The 15,966-nt window shown below is 61.1% G+C and carries 14 protein-coding genes and 1 tRNA gene; 6 read left to right on the top strand and 9 right to left on the bottom strand.

Features of this window, described 5'->3' with window-relative positions; all coding sequences use genetic code 11:
- The first annotated feature begins 517 nt into the window (after window positions 1-517).
- Genes VFL62_RS12335 through VFL62_RS12345 form a run of 3 tightly spaced genes read left to right on the top strand, consistent with a single transcriptional unit; the run spans window position 518 to window position 2,294 of the window.
- On the top strand, window positions 518-1,171 hold the full coding sequence (locus VFL62_RS12335; protein ID WP_325172657.1) for a CoA transferase subunit A: 654 nt from the start codon (window positions 518-520) through the stop codon (window positions 1,169-1,171).
- Between the two features lie 3 nt (window positions 1,172-1,174).
- Complete coding sequence (locus tag VFL62_RS12340; RefSeq protein ID WP_325172658.1) at window positions 1,175-1,825, top strand: 3-oxoacid CoA-transferase subunit B; 651 nt, start codon at window positions 1,175-1,177, stop codon at window positions 1,823-1,825.
- Between the two features lie 10 nt (window positions 1,826-1,835).
- Window positions 1,836-2,294, top strand: a complete 459-nt coding sequence (locus VFL62_RS12345) for a MaoC family dehydratase (protein ID WP_325172659.1) — start codon at window positions 1,836-1,838, stop codon at window positions 2,292-2,294.
- A 24-nt stretch (window positions 2,295-2,318) separates the two neighbouring features.
- Here VFL62_RS12345 and fabI read toward each other — a convergent pair whose 3' ends face one another.
- The 5 genes from fabI to VFL62_RS12370 form a co-directional block, all read right to left on the bottom strand.
- A complete protein-coding gene (gene fabI, locus VFL62_RS12350; RefSeq protein ID WP_325172660.1) occupies window positions 2,319-3,107 on the bottom strand; it encodes an enoyl-ACP reductase FabI in 789 nt (262 codons plus the stop codon).
- Window positions 3,104-4,315, bottom strand: a complete 1,212-nt coding sequence (locus tag VFL62_RS12355; RefSeq protein ID WP_325172661.1) for an acetate/propionate family kinase — start codon at window positions 4,313-4,315, stop codon at window positions 3,104-3,106. Before VFL62_RS12355 ends, fabI begins: the two co-directional genes overlap by 4 nt.
- Before the next feature lie 5 nt (window positions 4,316-4,320).
- Complete coding sequence (locus VFL62_RS12360; RefSeq protein ID WP_325172662.1) at window positions 4,321-5,283, bottom strand: phosphate acetyltransferase; 963 nt, start codon at window positions 5,281-5,283, stop codon at window positions 4,321-4,323.
- A 29-nt stretch (window positions 5,284-5,312) separates the two neighbouring features.
- Entirely contained in the window at window positions 5,313-7,499 is a 2,187-nt protein-coding gene (locus tag VFL62_RS12365) for a DUF3141 domain-containing protein (protein ID WP_325172663.1), read from the bottom strand.
- Between the two features lie 364 nt (window positions 7,500-7,863).
- The gene (locus VFL62_RS12370) at window positions 7,864-8,202 is read right to left on the bottom strand and encodes a hypothetical protein (RefSeq protein WP_325172664.1); all 339 of its coding nucleotides are present in this window, start codon (window positions 8,200-8,202) and stop codon (window positions 7,864-7,866) included.
- 337 nt (window positions 8,203-8,539) lie between these two features.
- Here VFL62_RS12370 and VFL62_RS12375 point away from each other — a divergent pair, with 337 nt between their 5' ends.
- The 3 genes from VFL62_RS12375 (at window position 8,540) to VFL62_RS12385 (ending at window position 11,631) form a co-directional block, all read left to right on the top strand.
- Window positions 8,540-9,889: a TAXI family TRAP transporter solute-binding subunit gene (locus VFL62_RS12375; RefSeq protein WP_325172665.1), complete on the top strand. Its 1,350-nt coding sequence runs from the start codon at window positions 8,540-8,542 to the stop codon at window positions 9,887-9,889.
- A 403-nt stretch (window positions 9,890-10,292) separates the two neighbouring features.
- Window positions 10,293-10,382: transfer RNA gene (locus tag VFL62_RS12380), tRNA-Ser, on the top strand.
- Window positions 10,383-10,611: 229 nt separating this feature from the next.
- The gene (locus VFL62_RS12385; RefSeq protein WP_325172666.1) at window positions 10,612-11,631 is read left to right on the top strand and encodes an SDR family oxidoreductase; all 1,020 of its coding nucleotides are present in this window, start codon (window positions 10,612-10,614) and stop codon (window positions 11,629-11,631) included.
- 27 nt (window positions 11,632-11,658) lie between these two features.
- Here VFL62_RS12385 and VFL62_RS12390 read toward each other — a convergent pair whose 3' ends face one another.
- The 4 genes from VFL62_RS12390 to VFL62_RS12405 all read right to left on the bottom strand — a co-directional run.
- Window positions 11,659-13,299, bottom strand: coding sequence for a GMC family oxidoreductase (locus VFL62_RS12390; protein ID WP_325172667.1), 1,641 nt, complete (start codon window positions 13,297-13,299; stop codon window positions 11,659-11,661).
- Window positions 13,289-13,936 carry a gluconate 2-dehydrogenase subunit 3 family protein gene (locus VFL62_RS12395; RefSeq protein WP_325172668.1) on the bottom strand — a complete coding sequence of 216 codons (648 nt, stop codon included), beginning with the start codon at window positions 13,934-13,936 and terminating at the stop codon, window positions 13,289-13,291. The genes VFL62_RS12390 and VFL62_RS12395 overlap by 11 nt, the downstream gene beginning before the upstream one ends.
- Window positions 13,911-14,897 (bottom strand): hypothetical protein, encoded by a 987-nt coding sequence (locus VFL62_RS12400; RefSeq protein WP_325172669.1) that lies wholly within the window; start codon window positions 14,895-14,897, stop codon window positions 13,911-13,913. Before VFL62_RS12400 ends, VFL62_RS12395 begins: the two co-directional genes overlap by 26 nt.
- Window positions 14,894-15,966 (bottom strand): enolase C-terminal domain-like protein (locus tag VFL62_RS12405; RefSeq protein ID WP_325172670.1); only part of this gene is annotated, 1,073 nt, incomplete at its 5' end. The genes VFL62_RS12405 and VFL62_RS12400, both read right to left, overlap by 4 nt.

Genomic DNA, 15,966 nt, shown 5'->3' on the forward strand with positions numbered 1-15,966 from the left:
GAAACGGCGCGAGCGTCTGACCGACCAGGACGACTCGTCCCTTCGGCATCTATCAGCAATTACCGAAATTGTGGCAGCGCAGACGTTTGCCTCGGTGCCCGAATCTTGAAGGCTTCTTTGGCTCTGGCGTTGCCTCCTGCCGTTGCCAGTCGCATCCAAAGGGCCAACCGATTTGCGAGCAGTCCTGGGCGACGACCTCAAGACGGTCGCCCTTGATTCCGAGCGGATAGGTCGCGAAGACGCGCTTCACGATCAAGACGGTTCCTCCGACCGCAAGACTGAGAGCGAGCACCGCCACAGCGGTGCCTATGAGCTTTTGCACCAGCATGGCGGAATTTCAGGCGCCAACGACTCGCCGATCATTGATCCTGATCAACAGGTTCTGCGGACCGGCGGCCTTGCGGCCTGGCAGCTCCCACATCGACCGAAAATGCCAGGTCGCGTTTCGTTGATGCAAATCAAGACACCGTCTGTTCGGCTGGCCAACATGCGACCGTCGAACCGCGGAGCTTGCGCCATGAAGGCCGTTTCCGTCGAAGATGCTGTTGCGATGATTCCGCCGGGCGCGAGCATCATGGTCGGCGGCTTCATGGGCGTTGGAACGCCAGAGCGCCTACTCGACGAGCTGGTTCGGCAGAGGAAGGCCAATCTTGCCATCGTCTGCAATGACGCGGCGACGCCGGGAAAGGGTGTCGGCAAGCTGTTCGACGCCGCGCTGGTCTCGCGTCTGACGGCGACGCATATCGGTCTCAATCCGAAGGCACAACAGCAGATGCTGGCCAACCAGGTTGCAGTCGATCTCATTCCGCAGGGAACCTTCGCCGAGCGGATTCGTGCGGGTGGCTGCGGGCTCGGAGGGGTTCTCACGCCAACAGGCGTCGGGACGCTGGTCGCCGAAGGCAAGCGCCAGATCGAGATCGATGGCCGGCTGTTCCTGCTCGAAACTGCGCTGCGAGCGCAGTTCGCGTTCGTGCACGCCTTCCTGGCCGACTATCTCGGCAACCTCGCTTACGCACTGACCGCACGCAATTTCAATCCGGTCATGGCGATGGCCGCGGATACCGTGATCGTGACTGCCGAGCACATCGTTCCCGTGGGCGTCATCGCGCCGGATCACGTTATGACGCCGGCGCCGTTGGTCGACTATCTCATCACGAATCCGAACGGGTGAACGATGGACGCGCAAGAGATCATTGCCCGTCGCGTTGCGCAGGAGCTTCGCCCCGGCAATCTCGTGAACCTCGGCATCGGAATCCCGACGCTGGTGGCCAACTATGTCCGAGCCGATCTCAAAGTATTCTTCCAGTCGGAGAACGGGCTGATCGGCACCGGACCCATTCCCGAGCAGGGATTGGAACATCCTCTGCTGACGGATGCGGGCGGCCGGCCGATCAGCGCCCTGCCCGGCGCGAGCACCTTCGACAGCGCGATGTCCTTCGGACTGATCCGTGGCGGCCACGTCGACGTCACTGTGCTCGGCGGCTTGCAAGTCGATGCGCGCGGCCGTCTCGCAAACTGGATGATACCTGGCAAGATGGTGCCCGGCATGGGCGGCGCAATGGATCTGGTCAGCGGTGCCAGGCGCGTGATCGTTGCCATGCAGCACGCAGCCAAAGGCAAATCGAAGATTGTCAGGCAGTGTACCTTGCCGCTCACATCGGCGCGGCCGGTGGATCTGGTGGTGACCGATCTTGCCGTGATCGGCTTCGTTGATGGCAAGGCGACGCTGTTGGAGATCGCGCCTGGCGTCCGCGTCGGCGACATTCTGGCAGTAACGGACGCCGAATTGGTCGTTTCGAACAAAGTTCCGGAAATGCAGCTCTAGGCCGTCGGCAATGCGAATTTTCAGTAGTTTCGATGAAATCAAAGCCGCGGTCGGCAGCGAAATCGGCGTCAGCGACTGGATTGAAGTGACCCAGGATCGCATCAATCGTTTTGCGGAAGCGACCTGCGATGAGCAATGGATCCACGTTGACCAGGAGCGCGCGAAGCAGGAAATGCCGGGCGGCAAGACCATCGCGCACGGCTTGCTGTCGCTCGCACTTGCGCCGCTGTTCATTCGATCGGTGATCGGATTAAAGGGCCTGCGCAGCACGCTCAATTATGGGGCCGACCGCATCCGCTATCTGGCGCCGGTCCCTGCCGGGTCGAAGCTACGCGGTCGGGTCACGGTTGCGCGCGCCGAAGACGTGCCGCCGGACGGCCTGCGCGTGAACTATCAGCTCGTGATCGAGATCGAAGGCGGCGCGAAACCGGCCTGCATCGCCGACTTGATCGCTCTGCACTACCGCTGAGAATCGGACGCAGGATGGCGGCGCTTAGTCGATCACGTGGTAGCCGCCGTCGATATAGAGGACCCCGCCAGTGATCAGCTTGGCGCCGTCGAGCGCCAGAAATGCGGTGGCATTGCCGACATCCTCGATGCTAACCAGTCTGCGCGACGGTGCCTTGGACTGCGCTTTGTCCATCAGCTCGTCGAACTCGGGAATACCCGACGCAGCGCGCGTGGCAAGCGGACCGGGCGAGATCGCGTGCACGCGGATCCCCTTCGGGCCCAGCTCCGCAGCCGCGTAACGAACGGCCGACTCCAGCGCCGCTTTCGCCACGCCCATGATGTTGTAGTTCTCAACTACCATCTGGCTGCCATAATAGGTCATGGTGAACAGGGTGCCGCCGTTCTTCATCAACGGCTCGGCGAGATGGGCCATCCGCAGAAACGACCAGCAGGACACTTCCATGGTCTTGAGGAAGCCCTCGCGGCCGACGTCGACCACACGTCCATGCAACGCCTCTTTTGGCGAGAACGCGATCGAGTGCAGCAGGAAATCGAGCTGGCCCCACTCCTTCGCGATCCGCTCGAACACCTGCTCGGTCTGTCCCTCAACCATGACATCAAGCGGCATGAAGAGCGGTGCTTCCAGGGCCTGCGCCAGCGGCTCGACGAACTTCCTGGCGCGGTCGTTGAGATAGGTGACCGCGAGTTCGGCGCCGAGCGCGCGAAACGCCCTGGCGCACCCCCAGGCGATCGACTGATCGTTGGCGATGCCGACGATGAGGCCTTTCTTACCCTTCAGGGCAACCTTCGTGTCGGGAAAGATGGGGATCATGCCACTTTCTCCTTTGGGTTGGCGGACGGCCGCTTCCTCAGAAGCGACAGGGTGTGCTGCGCGATCATCAGCTCTTCATCGGTCGGCACGACGTAGACCGGAATACGGCTGCCGGTGCGTGATATCAGCCGCGCGTGCCGGCCATTTTCCACGGGGTCGAGACTGGCGCCGAGCCATCCGAGCTGATCGACCACGCGCGCGCGAATGGTTGCGGAGTTCTCGCCGATGCCGGCGGTGAAGACGAAAGCGTCCAGGCCCTGCAAAGCCGCCGCCAGCATCCCGGCATTGAGACCGATCCGGTAGACGAAATAGTCGATGGCCAGCTTCGCCTTCGGATCTGCACTTGCCTCCAGTTCGCGCATGTCGTTGCTGAGGCCGGAAAGACCTTTCAATCCACATTCGCGATAAAGGAAATTCTGTACGTTCGATGCCGACATCCCCTTTTCGGAGATCAGGAAAAGCACGACGCCGGGATCGAGCTGACCGGGCCGCGTTCCCATCGGCAGCCCATCCAACGCGGTAAACCCCATGGTGCTTTCGACGCTCTGTCCGCGATGAAGCGCGCACATCGACGCACCGCTGCCGAGATGAGCGACGATCACCCTGCCCTTGGCGATGTCGGGCGCGATCTGCTCGAGTGCGCTCGCGATGTACTCATACGACAATCCGTGAAATCCATAGCGCCGCACGCCTTCCGTATAGAGTTCATGCGGAATCGCATAATGGTCGGCGAGCGCGCCATGCGTGCGATGGAAGGCGGTGTCGAAGCAGGCAACCTGTGGTAATGCCGGGAAGCCGGCAAGAATCGAACGGATCGGCGCCAGATTGTGCGGTTGGTGCAGCGGCGCCAGGCCGACGTAGCGTTCCAGGTTGGCGATGATGCGATGGTCAATCAGGACCGGCTTGTCGTAGTCCGGCCCACCATGTACGACGCGATGACCGACCGCGACGGGATGGATCTGATGTTCGCTGCGCAACCATTCGCCGGCAACCGCCATCGCGGCCGGAACCGTTGAGATCGTCTCGGCTGCATAGGCGCGGTCGATCAGAGATTCGCCCGCCGCGCCGTTCGCCTTCAGGCGCGGGCGACTGCCGATGCCATCGATTTGGCCCTTGATGCGCCGCCTTAGCCTTCCTCCTGCCTCGATCGAGAAGACCTGGAATTTGACGCTTGAAGAACCGGCATTGACAACGAGGATGTTTTCCATGGCGCTCACGCGGCGACGGCTGGAGCTTTTCGGCGTCTCGCATGGGCATGGAGCGAGGCCACCGCACAGGATGCCATCCGGGCGCGCGGCGTATCGGCGCGCGACGTCAATACGATCGGCACCCTCGCGCCGAGCACGATGCCGGCGCCATCCGCCTTGGCAAAGTAAGCGAGGTTCTTGGCCAGCATGTTGCCGGATTCGAGATCGGGAACGACCAGGATCTGCGCCCGACCGGCGACCTCGGACTTTATGCCCTTGATCCGCGCTGCTTCGACATCAATGGCGTTGTCGAAGGCCAGCGGTCCGTCGAGCACGCCGCCCGTGATCTGACCGCGGTCGGCCATCTTGCAGAGCGCCGCCGCATCGATCGTCGAGGGAATTTTGGTGGTGACGGTTTCGACCGCCGAGAGGATGGCAACGCGCGGCAAGCTACCGAAACCGGCCTCGTTGTAGAGATCGATGGCGTTCTGGATGATGTCGCGCTTGGCGTCGAGATCGGGGAAGATGTTAATCGCGGCATCGGTCACGAACAGCGTTTCGGCATAGGCCGGCACATCCATCACGAAGACGTGGCTGATGCGCCGATCGGTGCGCAGCCCGCCCACTTTGACCGTCACGGCGCGCATCAGCTCGTCGGTGTGCAGACTGCCCTTCATCAGCATTTCACCCTTGGCGGCCTGAATGAGCTCGACGCCTTTGGCGGCGGCTTCCTCACTGTGCGCCACGTTGACGACCTCAAAATTCGAGATATCGAGGCCGACGTTCTTGGCTGTATTCCTGATTTTTGCTTCCGGCCCGACCAGGATCGGTCGGATAATTCCGGCCTGGGCACTGTCGACCGCTCCGCGCAGCGAGCTCTCATCGCAGGGATGCACGACGATGGTAGGGACCGGCGGCACGGCTTTGGCGGCCGCGATCAGCCGCTCATACTTGCTGGGAAATTGCGCACGCGTGGCATCGGCCGACATAACGTTGCTCCCGATAATAGCTATTGCGGTTACGAGGCTTTCGCCTTCGGATCGAAAGGGGCGACAAGAGCCCCCCTCTCCTGTTTTGCATCAAGGCCGAACAGTCCCTCGAGCTGCTGCAGGCGGCGCGCACGTTCGCCGGTGATTTCGCCGGCTGCTGAGAGCACCGAACGCATCGCGGAGAAGGCTCCTCGTCGCTGATCGAGACTATCGGGCAGCATTTTCGGAATTGCAGCCAGCGCGCCTTCCTGATCCAGGATCAGCATGAAGAACTGATCACGCACCAGCATCTTGAACTCGGCGAGCGTCGACCGCGGACCGCCATAGTCGCGACGGACCTGGCGCAGCGCCTCGATGCTGCGCTCATCGACCATACCGCGCGCCGACCCGATATAAAGCAGGCCGCGGATCGCTGCTTCGCGAAGGCCACCCTCGCCGATCTTGGCTTTCAGCTCGGCAATTCGCTTCTCGAGTAACGCGCGATGCTCGGCGGACATTTCGCGCCGGCGTGACGGCTCCGACCTCGGATCGATTCCCAGCGACGCCTGCAACAAAGGCGAACCATAGAGATTCAGGAAGACCGTCTCGCTGACCGCCTCCTGCGCGTCGCGCCAGCTATCGAGTGCATGCACGATTTGTTTGGATATCAACTCCTGAAACGCGAGGAACGGATTGTCGCCGGACACCGGCTTGCGCTTGTCCTCGATCGCCTCGGCAGCCGGCTTCACCGCACCCATCCATGGATTTTTGCTGCTGAAGGCCTCATACTGAAGCCGCAGCGGATGCAGCTCCTGCATCAGCTTCGCCGCTTGCGGCGTCACCATGGTCCTGATCCAGGGCTGGAGGAATTTCCGGTAAGCCGCGAGGTTGAGTTCCGAGACGCGCTTGGCGGTGGCAAAGCGCCGCTCGTCTGCCGGGGAATTTCCGCCCATCGCCTTAATGTCGTCGAGCGTCCGCGGCTCGCAGCGCATCACCCACTGGCCAACAACAAGATCCGAGCTTGCAGTCTCTTCATTCTTGGCCTCGAAGGTCGCCTCATAGAGACCCGGCGGCAGCACATCGATCAGATCGATATTGCTCGAGAATTCTGCGTGCTCTTTCTTGGCGACTCCGCCGGAGACGAAAATGCCAAGATGACCAACGCTTTGGTGAACCGTATAGACGATCGTCTGGCCGTAGGCCCTGATCTCGTCGACATCTGCATAGCAATCCAGGATCCAGTCCAGCGCCTGCTGCGGCGGCGTGATGTTGTCGCCCTCGGAGCAGAATACCACGATCGGAGACCTGATATTGCGCAAGTCGACCTTTTGTCCGTCGGACATTTCGATCTTACCGGCGGCAAGATTATTGCCGATGAAGAGTTCATCGACGATAAACTGAATCTCTTCGGCGTTCAGATTGACGTGGCCGCCCCACCAGCGCTCGAAGTCGAGGTAACGGTCGGCCTCGGTGTCGACCTTGGAATAGACGTTGTACTGCTTGGCCCACAACGTGTTTGACGGATTTTGGCCTTCGAAATTCTGCACCAGCCACGCGCCGTCGAACTTGCCAGCGCCAAGATCGCTGGCCAACGCTGTGAGCCAGCTTCCTCCCAAGAGACCTCCAGAATAGCGCATCGGATATTTACCATGCACGCCCGCCCAGTAAGCCAGCGGCGCACCGGCGATGATCAGCGGGCCGAACAGCTCCGGCCGCAACGAAGCCAAAATCATGATCGCCCAGCCGGCCTGACAATTGCCGATCACACATGGTTTGCCATCCGCCTTGGGATGCAGGCTGATGACTTTCTCGATGAATCTGGCTTCGGCCCGTGCGATCCGCTCAATGGTTTGACCCGGCATCGGTTCTGGCAGGAAGCCGACGAAATAGCAGGGGTGGCCAGCCTTCATCGCCACACCAATTTCGCTGTCCGCCTTGAAGCCGCCAATTCCCGGGCCGTGGCCCGCGCGCGGATCGACCACGATAAACGGTCGCCGTTCGGAATCGATCTCGACGCCTTTCGGCGGAATGATGCGAACCAACGCGTAGTTGACCGGTTCGTCCAGCGTTCGACCATCGACGATCAGCTCGGCGGCATATTGCAATACGTGAGGCGCCGTCTGCGCGAGGTGCTCGCGATATTGGTCGCCGCGTTGACGCATAACATCGAGGAACAGCACGCTTCGCTGAGCCGCATCGACCACGTATTCCATCGCCGAAGCTGCCAAGCTGGACATCGGCAAATTTGGAGTTCCCATCGCACTCCTCCCGCCTCACTCGCGCCAGCCCTCATACAAGCCGCGCTGCAATGCGAGACATTGATCTACGTCAACTGCGACGATCACGCTTTGAAGCGATGCTATCGGCGACGTCGGGGAGCGTGACCAATCGTTATCCGCGCCCCGGTAGTGCGATGTTTGCTCAAAGTTGAGATGTGATCGCATTGCGCGATCGCCCTGCTTGATCTGAGATACGAGTCAGGCTGCGGCGGCAATGGCTGCGAGAGGGCACGAGCCAGGCAGGCAGCGGGCCTCTCCCTGGTAATCACCAACGGCCGACGTTCGTAGCCCCTGAAATACAGACGCGGCAGCCAAGTCGTTTTTAAAGCGCTCTGGCTTGCAAGTTTTTGCGCCTTCGAGCGCAGACGCTTTCCACGAGCCCCAGCGTAGCACCGAATTCGATGAGCAGTTTGTCAGCCTGCGCCCGAGCGGCTGAGCCAATTTCAAAACGCTCACAAAGGCGAGCCAATCGGCTCATGTGATCTCGACAGGCTGCGACCCGCTCTTCAGCAAACTCGAGTTGCGCCAGAGCGAGCCCGAGTTTGTCCTCTTCCTCGATCAACAGCTTGGTGATGGTCGATCTGGTGTGGGGCGCGATGTCGTCTTTGGCTAACAGCTCGAGGAAATGATCGATATTGGCACGCGCGATGAAATCGTCCATGGACCCTGCTCCTGCCGGTCACGCGATCACCGTCCGGTTGCACAATGTCCTCATGCAGCCGCGATTAGAAGTGACTTTTCGTCGCAGTGGTCGCGGGCCACATAAGCCATTGAGCTAGATCAAACTCTCCCCGTTCGAGCACCGCAAGATGCGCTGAATCGCGGAACCGTGAAGCTAACGCCCGTGATGAATCAGGCTTCATTTATAACGCCGAGATCAGAGCTCATTTTTCACCCGCGAGCCGCCAACATGTGGCGGCCGCCTGCTTGGCCAGTGGGGCTCCGCAAATTCATCTATCGCTCTTCACGCTGGAGCGATCACCGGAAGGAGCAGATTTATGAGTTCGACGAGGGTGCCAATCTGGCTTCGGGCGGCTTTGCTCCTTGGCATTGTGGCTTTTTGTGCCGGCGCCGGCCTGCTGGGATATCGTTGGTTCACATATCCGGTGACGTTAACGGTCGCGGTTGGCTCTGCCGATGGAGAGGCCGCCAGGGCCATGTCGTCGATCGCGAGCCAGCTCGTTACTGACGGCGCCCCGGTACGGTTGAAGGTCGTGGATACCGGCAACGCCGTCGAATCCGCCAAGTCGTTCGCTGCGGGAAAGGTTGACCTCGCCGTCGTTCGCGGTGATGTCGGCGATTTGTCTCAGGCGCAAGCGATCGCCGTTCTGGCGCATGTAACGGTGCTGTTGGTCGCACCGCCCGGCTCGTCGATCGACGGCATCGAGAAACTTTCGGGCCGAACGGTGGGCGTGCTCGGCGGCGAAGCCAACGCGGGAATCGTCGAGGTATTGAACAAGACTTACGACCTGACGCGCAACAAAGTGAGTTTCAAGAATCTAATCCCGCAGGATGCGCGCCAGGCCGTTCAATCAAAACAAGTTGCCGCGTTGCTCGTGGCGGTCCCCTTGACCGAAAAATACCTGACGCTGGTCAAGGGATTTTTTCCACAAAGCCCCAAATCGCTACCGGTCCTGATCGGGTTCGAGTCGGCGGCCGCCATTGCCGACTCCAACCACGCTTACGAGAGTTTCGATGTGCCCAAGGGGACGCTACGCGGATCCCCTCCCATCCCTGCCGACGACGTGACCACGTTGCGAACTTCGCTGTATATCGTCGCGAAGAAGAGCCTCAACTCCGACACCGCGACGAACTTGGCCCAGTCGATCATGAAGGTTCGAAGAGAATTGCTGCGCGAGAATCCTTTATTCGCCCAAATCACCGCACCAAGCCTGGATGCGGATGCTTATCTTCCTGTCCATCCCGGCGCAGCCGCCTTTTACAACGGCACCCAACAAGGGTTCATCGACGAATACAGTAACTACATTTATCTGGCTCCAATGATGCTGGGCGGAATTGCCTCGATTCTTGCCGCTGGCTGGAAGTTTCTAGGCGTCGGTCAGCCCACGTTCCGCGAGGGGCCTCTCGACACTCTTTATGGTTTTTCCCGGCGAATACGCGGCGCCGGCTCGGAGACGGAATTATCCAGCATCGAAGAAGAGATTGCCAATATTCTCAGGACTGAACGGCGAAGGACGGAAACTGGTGACGAAAGTGCTGTCGACGCGGCAACTCTCAATGTCATCGCGCATCGTCTTGAGAATTTAATTCATGATCGGCGCGCGATACTCATGAATAACCCTACAGTTGCGTCTGCTTTCCAAGTCAGGACGCGCGATCACGGTTAGGATGGTCGCGTCGAACGAACTCGATAACGCCCGAAGCCGTTGATGCCTTACGTTGACTTGTTCCGTCCGTCCTTCTTGCGGCAACTGCGATCAGGTCGCCTGATTGAAGGAAAGCAGCGGTCTAAGCCATGCCCGCCCGTACTGCTGCCTTGAAAGCAAGGTTGAGAGATTCACGGGCCCGTACGGTCCGCGCCGGCGGCGCTATTGTGACGACCAGCCAGCGCCTCGGACGCCCCCAAGCTCGATATCACGTTGCGTATCGATGCTCATCTGTTTAGGAAGGACGTCGGCAAAGCAGCGGCGGCCATCAGCACATCCATGAACGTACGGGATGCGAATCGGGTGCCAATTTCCTGCTTTGTTGTTTCAGGAATACGAGCTAAGTGCTTGATATTCCACCGATGGAAGGGTGGCCGAGTGGTTTAAGGCACCGGTCTTGAAAACCGGCGTGCCTGCAAGGGTACCGTGGGTTCGAATCCCACCCCTTCCGCCATTGCTGTCATTGTCCGACCCGGAGACATGGGTAACGGAACGTACCTAAGACATAGGCGACAACCTCGTGCCGAACGGGTTGTCGAGGGGTTGCAAGGTCTTCTGCGCCAGGTCGGAGTCACCCCCTGCCGCCTCAGGTGGGCAACCAACATCAAACAATACAATTTGCGAGAAGCCGCCGAACCTGCGCCGAACCGGCTCGTTGATCTGGAAAGCTCGGGTCTTTCGCCATGCGCCACTTAAGTCAGCCACCTCGCGTTGTCATTATCACCGGTGCTTCGGCGGGTGTCGGCCGCGCAATTGCCCACCGCTTTGCCAAGGCGGGCGATCGCATCGGTCTGATTGCCCGTGACGAAGCCGCGCTCAAAGACGTCCAGCGCGAACTGCGGGAAATAGGAGCCGAGGCCGAATGGGAAGCCGTCGATGTTGCCGATGCCGGGGCGGTGTTCCGGGCGGCCGAGCAGCTCGAGCAACGGCTGGGCAAGATCGACATCTGGATCAATGATGCGATGGAGACCCTGTTCTCGACGGTTGTCGACACCGACCCCGATGAGTTTCGGCGCGTGACGGAGGTCTGCTATCTCGGCTTCGTGCACGGCACCATGGCCGCATTGAAATCGATGAGGCCGCGGCGACGAGGCCGCATCATTCAAATCGGCTCGGCACTGGCCTATCGCGGCATTCCACTTCAAGCGGCCTATTGTGGCGCCAAGCACGCCATTCGCGGTTTCACCGACGCGCTTCGCGCGGAATTGCTTCATGACCGCTCCGAAATCGTGTTGAGCATGGTCGATTTGCCGGCCGTCAACACCCCGCAGTTCGATTGGGCACGGGTGCATATTCCCAACAAACCGCGTCCAATGGGACAACCGATCCAGCCGGAAGTTGTGGCCGATGCGGTTTTCCGCGCCGCCGAGGGCTCGGCGCGGGAATACTGGCTCGGCTGGCAGACGCTCGCGACGATCCTGGCCAATACGGTGGCGCCGGCATGGCTTGATCGCTATCTGGCGCGCAAAGCTGTCGTCGGCCAGCAAACACATACTCGCGTTGGGCCGGCACGCAGGGATAATCTTGACCGGCCCGTAACGCAGCTTCATCGCATGCATGGATCTTTCGACCGGATCTCCGCCTCGCATGCGCCGTTGATCTCTGGTGAAGTGGCGCGCGCCGTCACCGTGGCCACGGGAGCGCTGTTGTTCTTCGCGCTGGGTACCTTGACTGCGAGGCGCCGAAACCGGTTCTGGCGCTGACGCTTTCGGCCAAGGCCGGCCGTGACGTCAGAGTTCGCCGCGATCGGCCATCGCCCGGATACGATCCGCGGTGCGGCAGGCGATGGCCTGGATTGTCAGCGACGGATTCACGCCTCCGACCGTCGGAAATACCGAACCGTCGCAGATCCAGAGATTGGGAATATCCCAGCAACGGCAGTCGGCGTCGACGACGCTGGTCTGCGGATGACTGCCCATCCGCGCGGTGCCGTTGAGATGGCAAGTGTCGTCGGTTTCGTCCCAGATATCGCGCGTGCCGGTAGCCTCAAGCGCCCGCCGCATGAATTTAAGGGAATGAGCGATCAGCCGCTTGTCATTGTCGCAGAATGAAAAGGTGACGCGGGGGATCCGCAAACCATATTGGTCGCGCTCGTCGGCTAGCGTAACCCGGTTGCGCTCCTGTGGCAGGGTTTCGCCGACGATCTTGAGGCCGACCTGATGGTTGTACTTCTCCATCTCGTCGAGCAGCGCTCGACCCCAGAGCCCGCGTTTGCGGGATTGCGTCGTCGCCCACACGATCGGAAGCGGCCCTTGGCTCATGTAGCAATAGCCGCCGTAAAAATCCTTTCCCTCGTCGGCATAGTTCCAGTGCTCGGTGACGGCCAGCGACGGCGGCCCCTTATAGGAGCGTATCTCGCGATTGCTGGTGCCCCAGACCGCCTGATTTGACTGAACCATCAGGTTCTTTCCGACCAGGCCGGACGAGTTGGCGAGCCCATCGGGAAATTTGCCGCTCGCAGAGTTGAGCAGCAGCCGCGGCGTTTCGATCGAATAGCCGGCCACCACCACGTTTTTGGCGCGTTGAAACCGCCAGCGGCCCTCGCGCACATAATGTACGCCGGTGGCGAGGCCTCGGGCGTCATGTTCGATCGACCCGACCATTGCAAGATCACGAATCTCCGCTCCAGCCTGAAGTGCCCGCGGCAACCAGGTCACGAGCACGCTTTGCTTGGCATTGGTCGAGCAGCCGATCACGCACATGCCGCGATAGACGCAAGGGTGAGCCAGGCCGCGTGGCGCCGACAGCGTCGCAAGCGGCGTCGGGGTCCAGTCGATACCAAGCGCTTCGGCACCCTCCGCCAGCACCAGCGCGGCCGCGTTCAACTCGTGGGCCCGATAGGGATAACGCGGGCGTTTGGGTCCCCATGGATAGTTCACCGGACCCGAGATCTTCAGCGCTTGTTCCACCTCGGCGTAGTAGTCCCACATCTCGCGCCAATCGAGCGGCCAGTCCGCGCCATAGCCGAGCTTGCTGCGGGACTTGAACCATTCGGGCCGGAACCGAAGCGACACCATTGCAAAATGCACGGTCGATCCGCCAACGCTCTTTCCCGAATTGTTGGACCCGAGCTGCAGCGGATTGTCACCCTCGACGATACGTTCGTCGGTCCAGTAAAGCTTGGACTGATGCGTTTCGTCGGATGCAAAATCCTCAAGTGGGCGCCAATACGGTCCGGCGTCGAACGCGACAACCGAAAATCCGTATTCAGCGAGCTTGCAGGCGAGTGTGCCGCCGCCTGCGCCGGTGCCGACGATCGCAAAGTCGACCGCTTCGTCTTCGGAATATTCGCGCATCTCTACCCACCCGCCCGGCCTGAACACGTCGGGCGCGCGGCCTTTGCTGGCGCGGGGCTCCCTTTCAGCGGACATGTTCGTTTTCCCGGCGCGCCGCCTCTTCCTTGCCCGGCGCGGCTTCTGCCGCCTCCCAGGGATCGCGACGATCAAAATTCATCCGGACATAGCCGCGCGGGCTAGCCGGCCCTCCGTAGCCAATTTGATTCCAGGAGACGGGATGGGCGTAATAGGCACTCACGATGTCATGCAGGATGCGCTCGGTGAAAAACAAGGCGGGCGGCAGGTCCAGCCAGGCGAGACTGGAGACGTCTCCCTGCTGCACCTTCAACAACAGCGCGCGTTGCTGCTCGTCCGCCAATTCGAAAAATGGTTTGTTTCCCACGAAAAATGCTTCGGCCTCGATAGCGGCCAAGCCCTTTCGCCAGGCCGCGGTCAATTCGGGTAAGCGCGCATCCCGGTAGCCATCGCTCCGCCGGTTGTGAAGCTTCTCATCGACGAGAGCGGCCAGCGGCACCTTGTCAGGTCGGTCCGAGTTCTGGGGAATGATCTGGGCACAGACTGCACACAGCGTCTTCCATTCTCTGTCGTCGCAAAATCGGCGAAGGTTTGGATCTACGTTGAGACGCGCATCGACGACGGCGCGGGTCTGATCGTTCCACGAGGGTGAGTTGCGCTTGTTGAGGACGTTATAGCCGGGATAGCGTTCGGTCATTTCGATGGGTTTCGCTCGTCTTGTCTGTCAGCGAAAGGGCAGCGAGGCCGGAAAGCGCAAGCCCCGTGAAAGACGGTGGTGCCGGCAACGGAGGTCCGTTGAGAAGATTCTGGCTCCAATTGCGAAGGCCGCCCATCTGCCGCGCGATGCCGTAAAGATGGAATGCCACGCCGGCAAAGCCGACCAGCGCCGTCAGTTTGAGACAGGCTTTTGCGGCGCTTCGGATTGCGATGCTCGGTCTGATGACACTGGCCGCGAGCAGACCGGCGGCAAGCGGCGGCACGGCTATGGGAAGATACATGCCCGGATTTTGAAACGCGCCGCGGAAGTGCAGCAGTCCCGCTTCGGCCACAGTTCCGGCCAGGCCGGCGGATGTTACCAGACTCAAGGTTCGACCTATCGGGCGACCAAGCAGCGTTGAGCGGTGCTCCCGCGTCCGCTCGGCGCCCCGGCCAAGCGCGCCGGCAAGCGCCAAGGCGGCGGGCGCGCCGACCGGTGCAGCGTAGAACAGATTCAGCCATGAAAGACCGCCGGGCCTTTTCGAAATATTATAGCCGTGAAAGGCAATACCGACGGCGCCCGTCGCGGCGGCCAGCGCATAAAGACCATCACGCAGCGCATGCGACCGCGCACGTGCATCGACAGCGCCGAACAGGCTTGCGGCAAGCGTAAGCGTCGATACACCCAAAGGAACATACATTGCGCGATTCTGAAATGAGCCGCGATAGTGTTCGATTCCGCTGTCGGCCAACACGGAAAGCGAGAGCAATGCCGCGCCGAAATGAAGCTGCCGAGCGGCGGCACGGCGCCGATCCGCCTCGCGCGGCGCGGCGCCGATGGACCGCGAACCGGCGTGCCTCGGCGCTGAGCCCGTGTAGCTGCGTTCGAGCTCGGTCACCGCAGCGCGAAGCGAGGCCAGCGGATCACGTTCGCGCCGGGCGATCGTCATTCCGGTCTTCATGCCGCCTCCTCCGATACCAGGTAGCGCGCGGCATCGGAGCTCTTGAATGCGAGACCATGACCGGGCCGTGCGAAGTCCGGGGCGATCGCTCCCTGTCTGACGGAGGGCGCGCCATCGAACAGCATTTGTTCGATCCGGACGTGATCATGGAACCACTCGATGTGACGAAGTCGGGCCGCCGCGCAAGCGACATGCCGATGCATCGAAGGCGCGCAATGGGCCGAGATATCGATGTGGTTTGCCTCGGCCAGGGCAGCAACCTTGAGAAAGCCTGTAATGCCGCCGCAACGCGTCACGTCCGCCTGAAGCACATCGATGGCACCGCCCGAGAGAAGCGCGTGGGCATCGTCCAGCGTGAAAATGTATTCGCCCGCGGCGACGTCCATGCCGGCGGGCACCCGATTCCGCATAGTTTGCAAGCCCCGGATGTCATCCGAGGAGACCGGTTCTTCAAACCAGCGGATGTTCAGATCGCGGCATCGTTCGGCAAAGCGGAGCGCCTCGCGCGCGCTAAACGCGCCATTAGCGTCGACGAAGAGCTGGCAATCATCAATCGCGCGACGCGCGATCTCGGCACGAGCGGGATCGCGCTCCGGTTCGCTGCCAATCTTCATCTTGACGAAACGACAACCATCCTCTTTCGACCAGCGCCCGAGCTGCTCACGCAGCTCATCGTCTGAATAAGACGTAAAGCCGCCGCTGCCGTAAACCGGGATCTGCTCGCGGCAGCAGCCCAATAACCGCGCAACAGACAACGACAGAAGTCGGGCCTTGAGATCCCAGAGTGCCAGATCGACCGCCGAGATGGCGCAACTCGCAATCCCGGAGCGGCCGACATTGCGCACGGCATGCTGCATAGCGAGCCAGCATCCACCGATATCCAGGCAATCTCGCCTGCGAATGGCAGGTGTCAGCAGCTCCTTGATGACAGCGACCGTCGCGACGTCGCAGTAAGTCAGGCCGAGCCCTTGATGGCTGCCGGCACGGATTTGAACGACGACGAGCGCGGTCGAACTCCATGAAAACGTACCATCAGCCTCCGGCCGATCCGTCGGTATCCGGTATGCGG

Source organism: Bradyrhizobium sp., from assembly GCF_035701725.1.
Classification (GTDB): Bacteria; Pseudomonadota; Alphaproteobacteria; order Rhizobiales; family Xanthobacteraceae; genus Bradyrhizobium.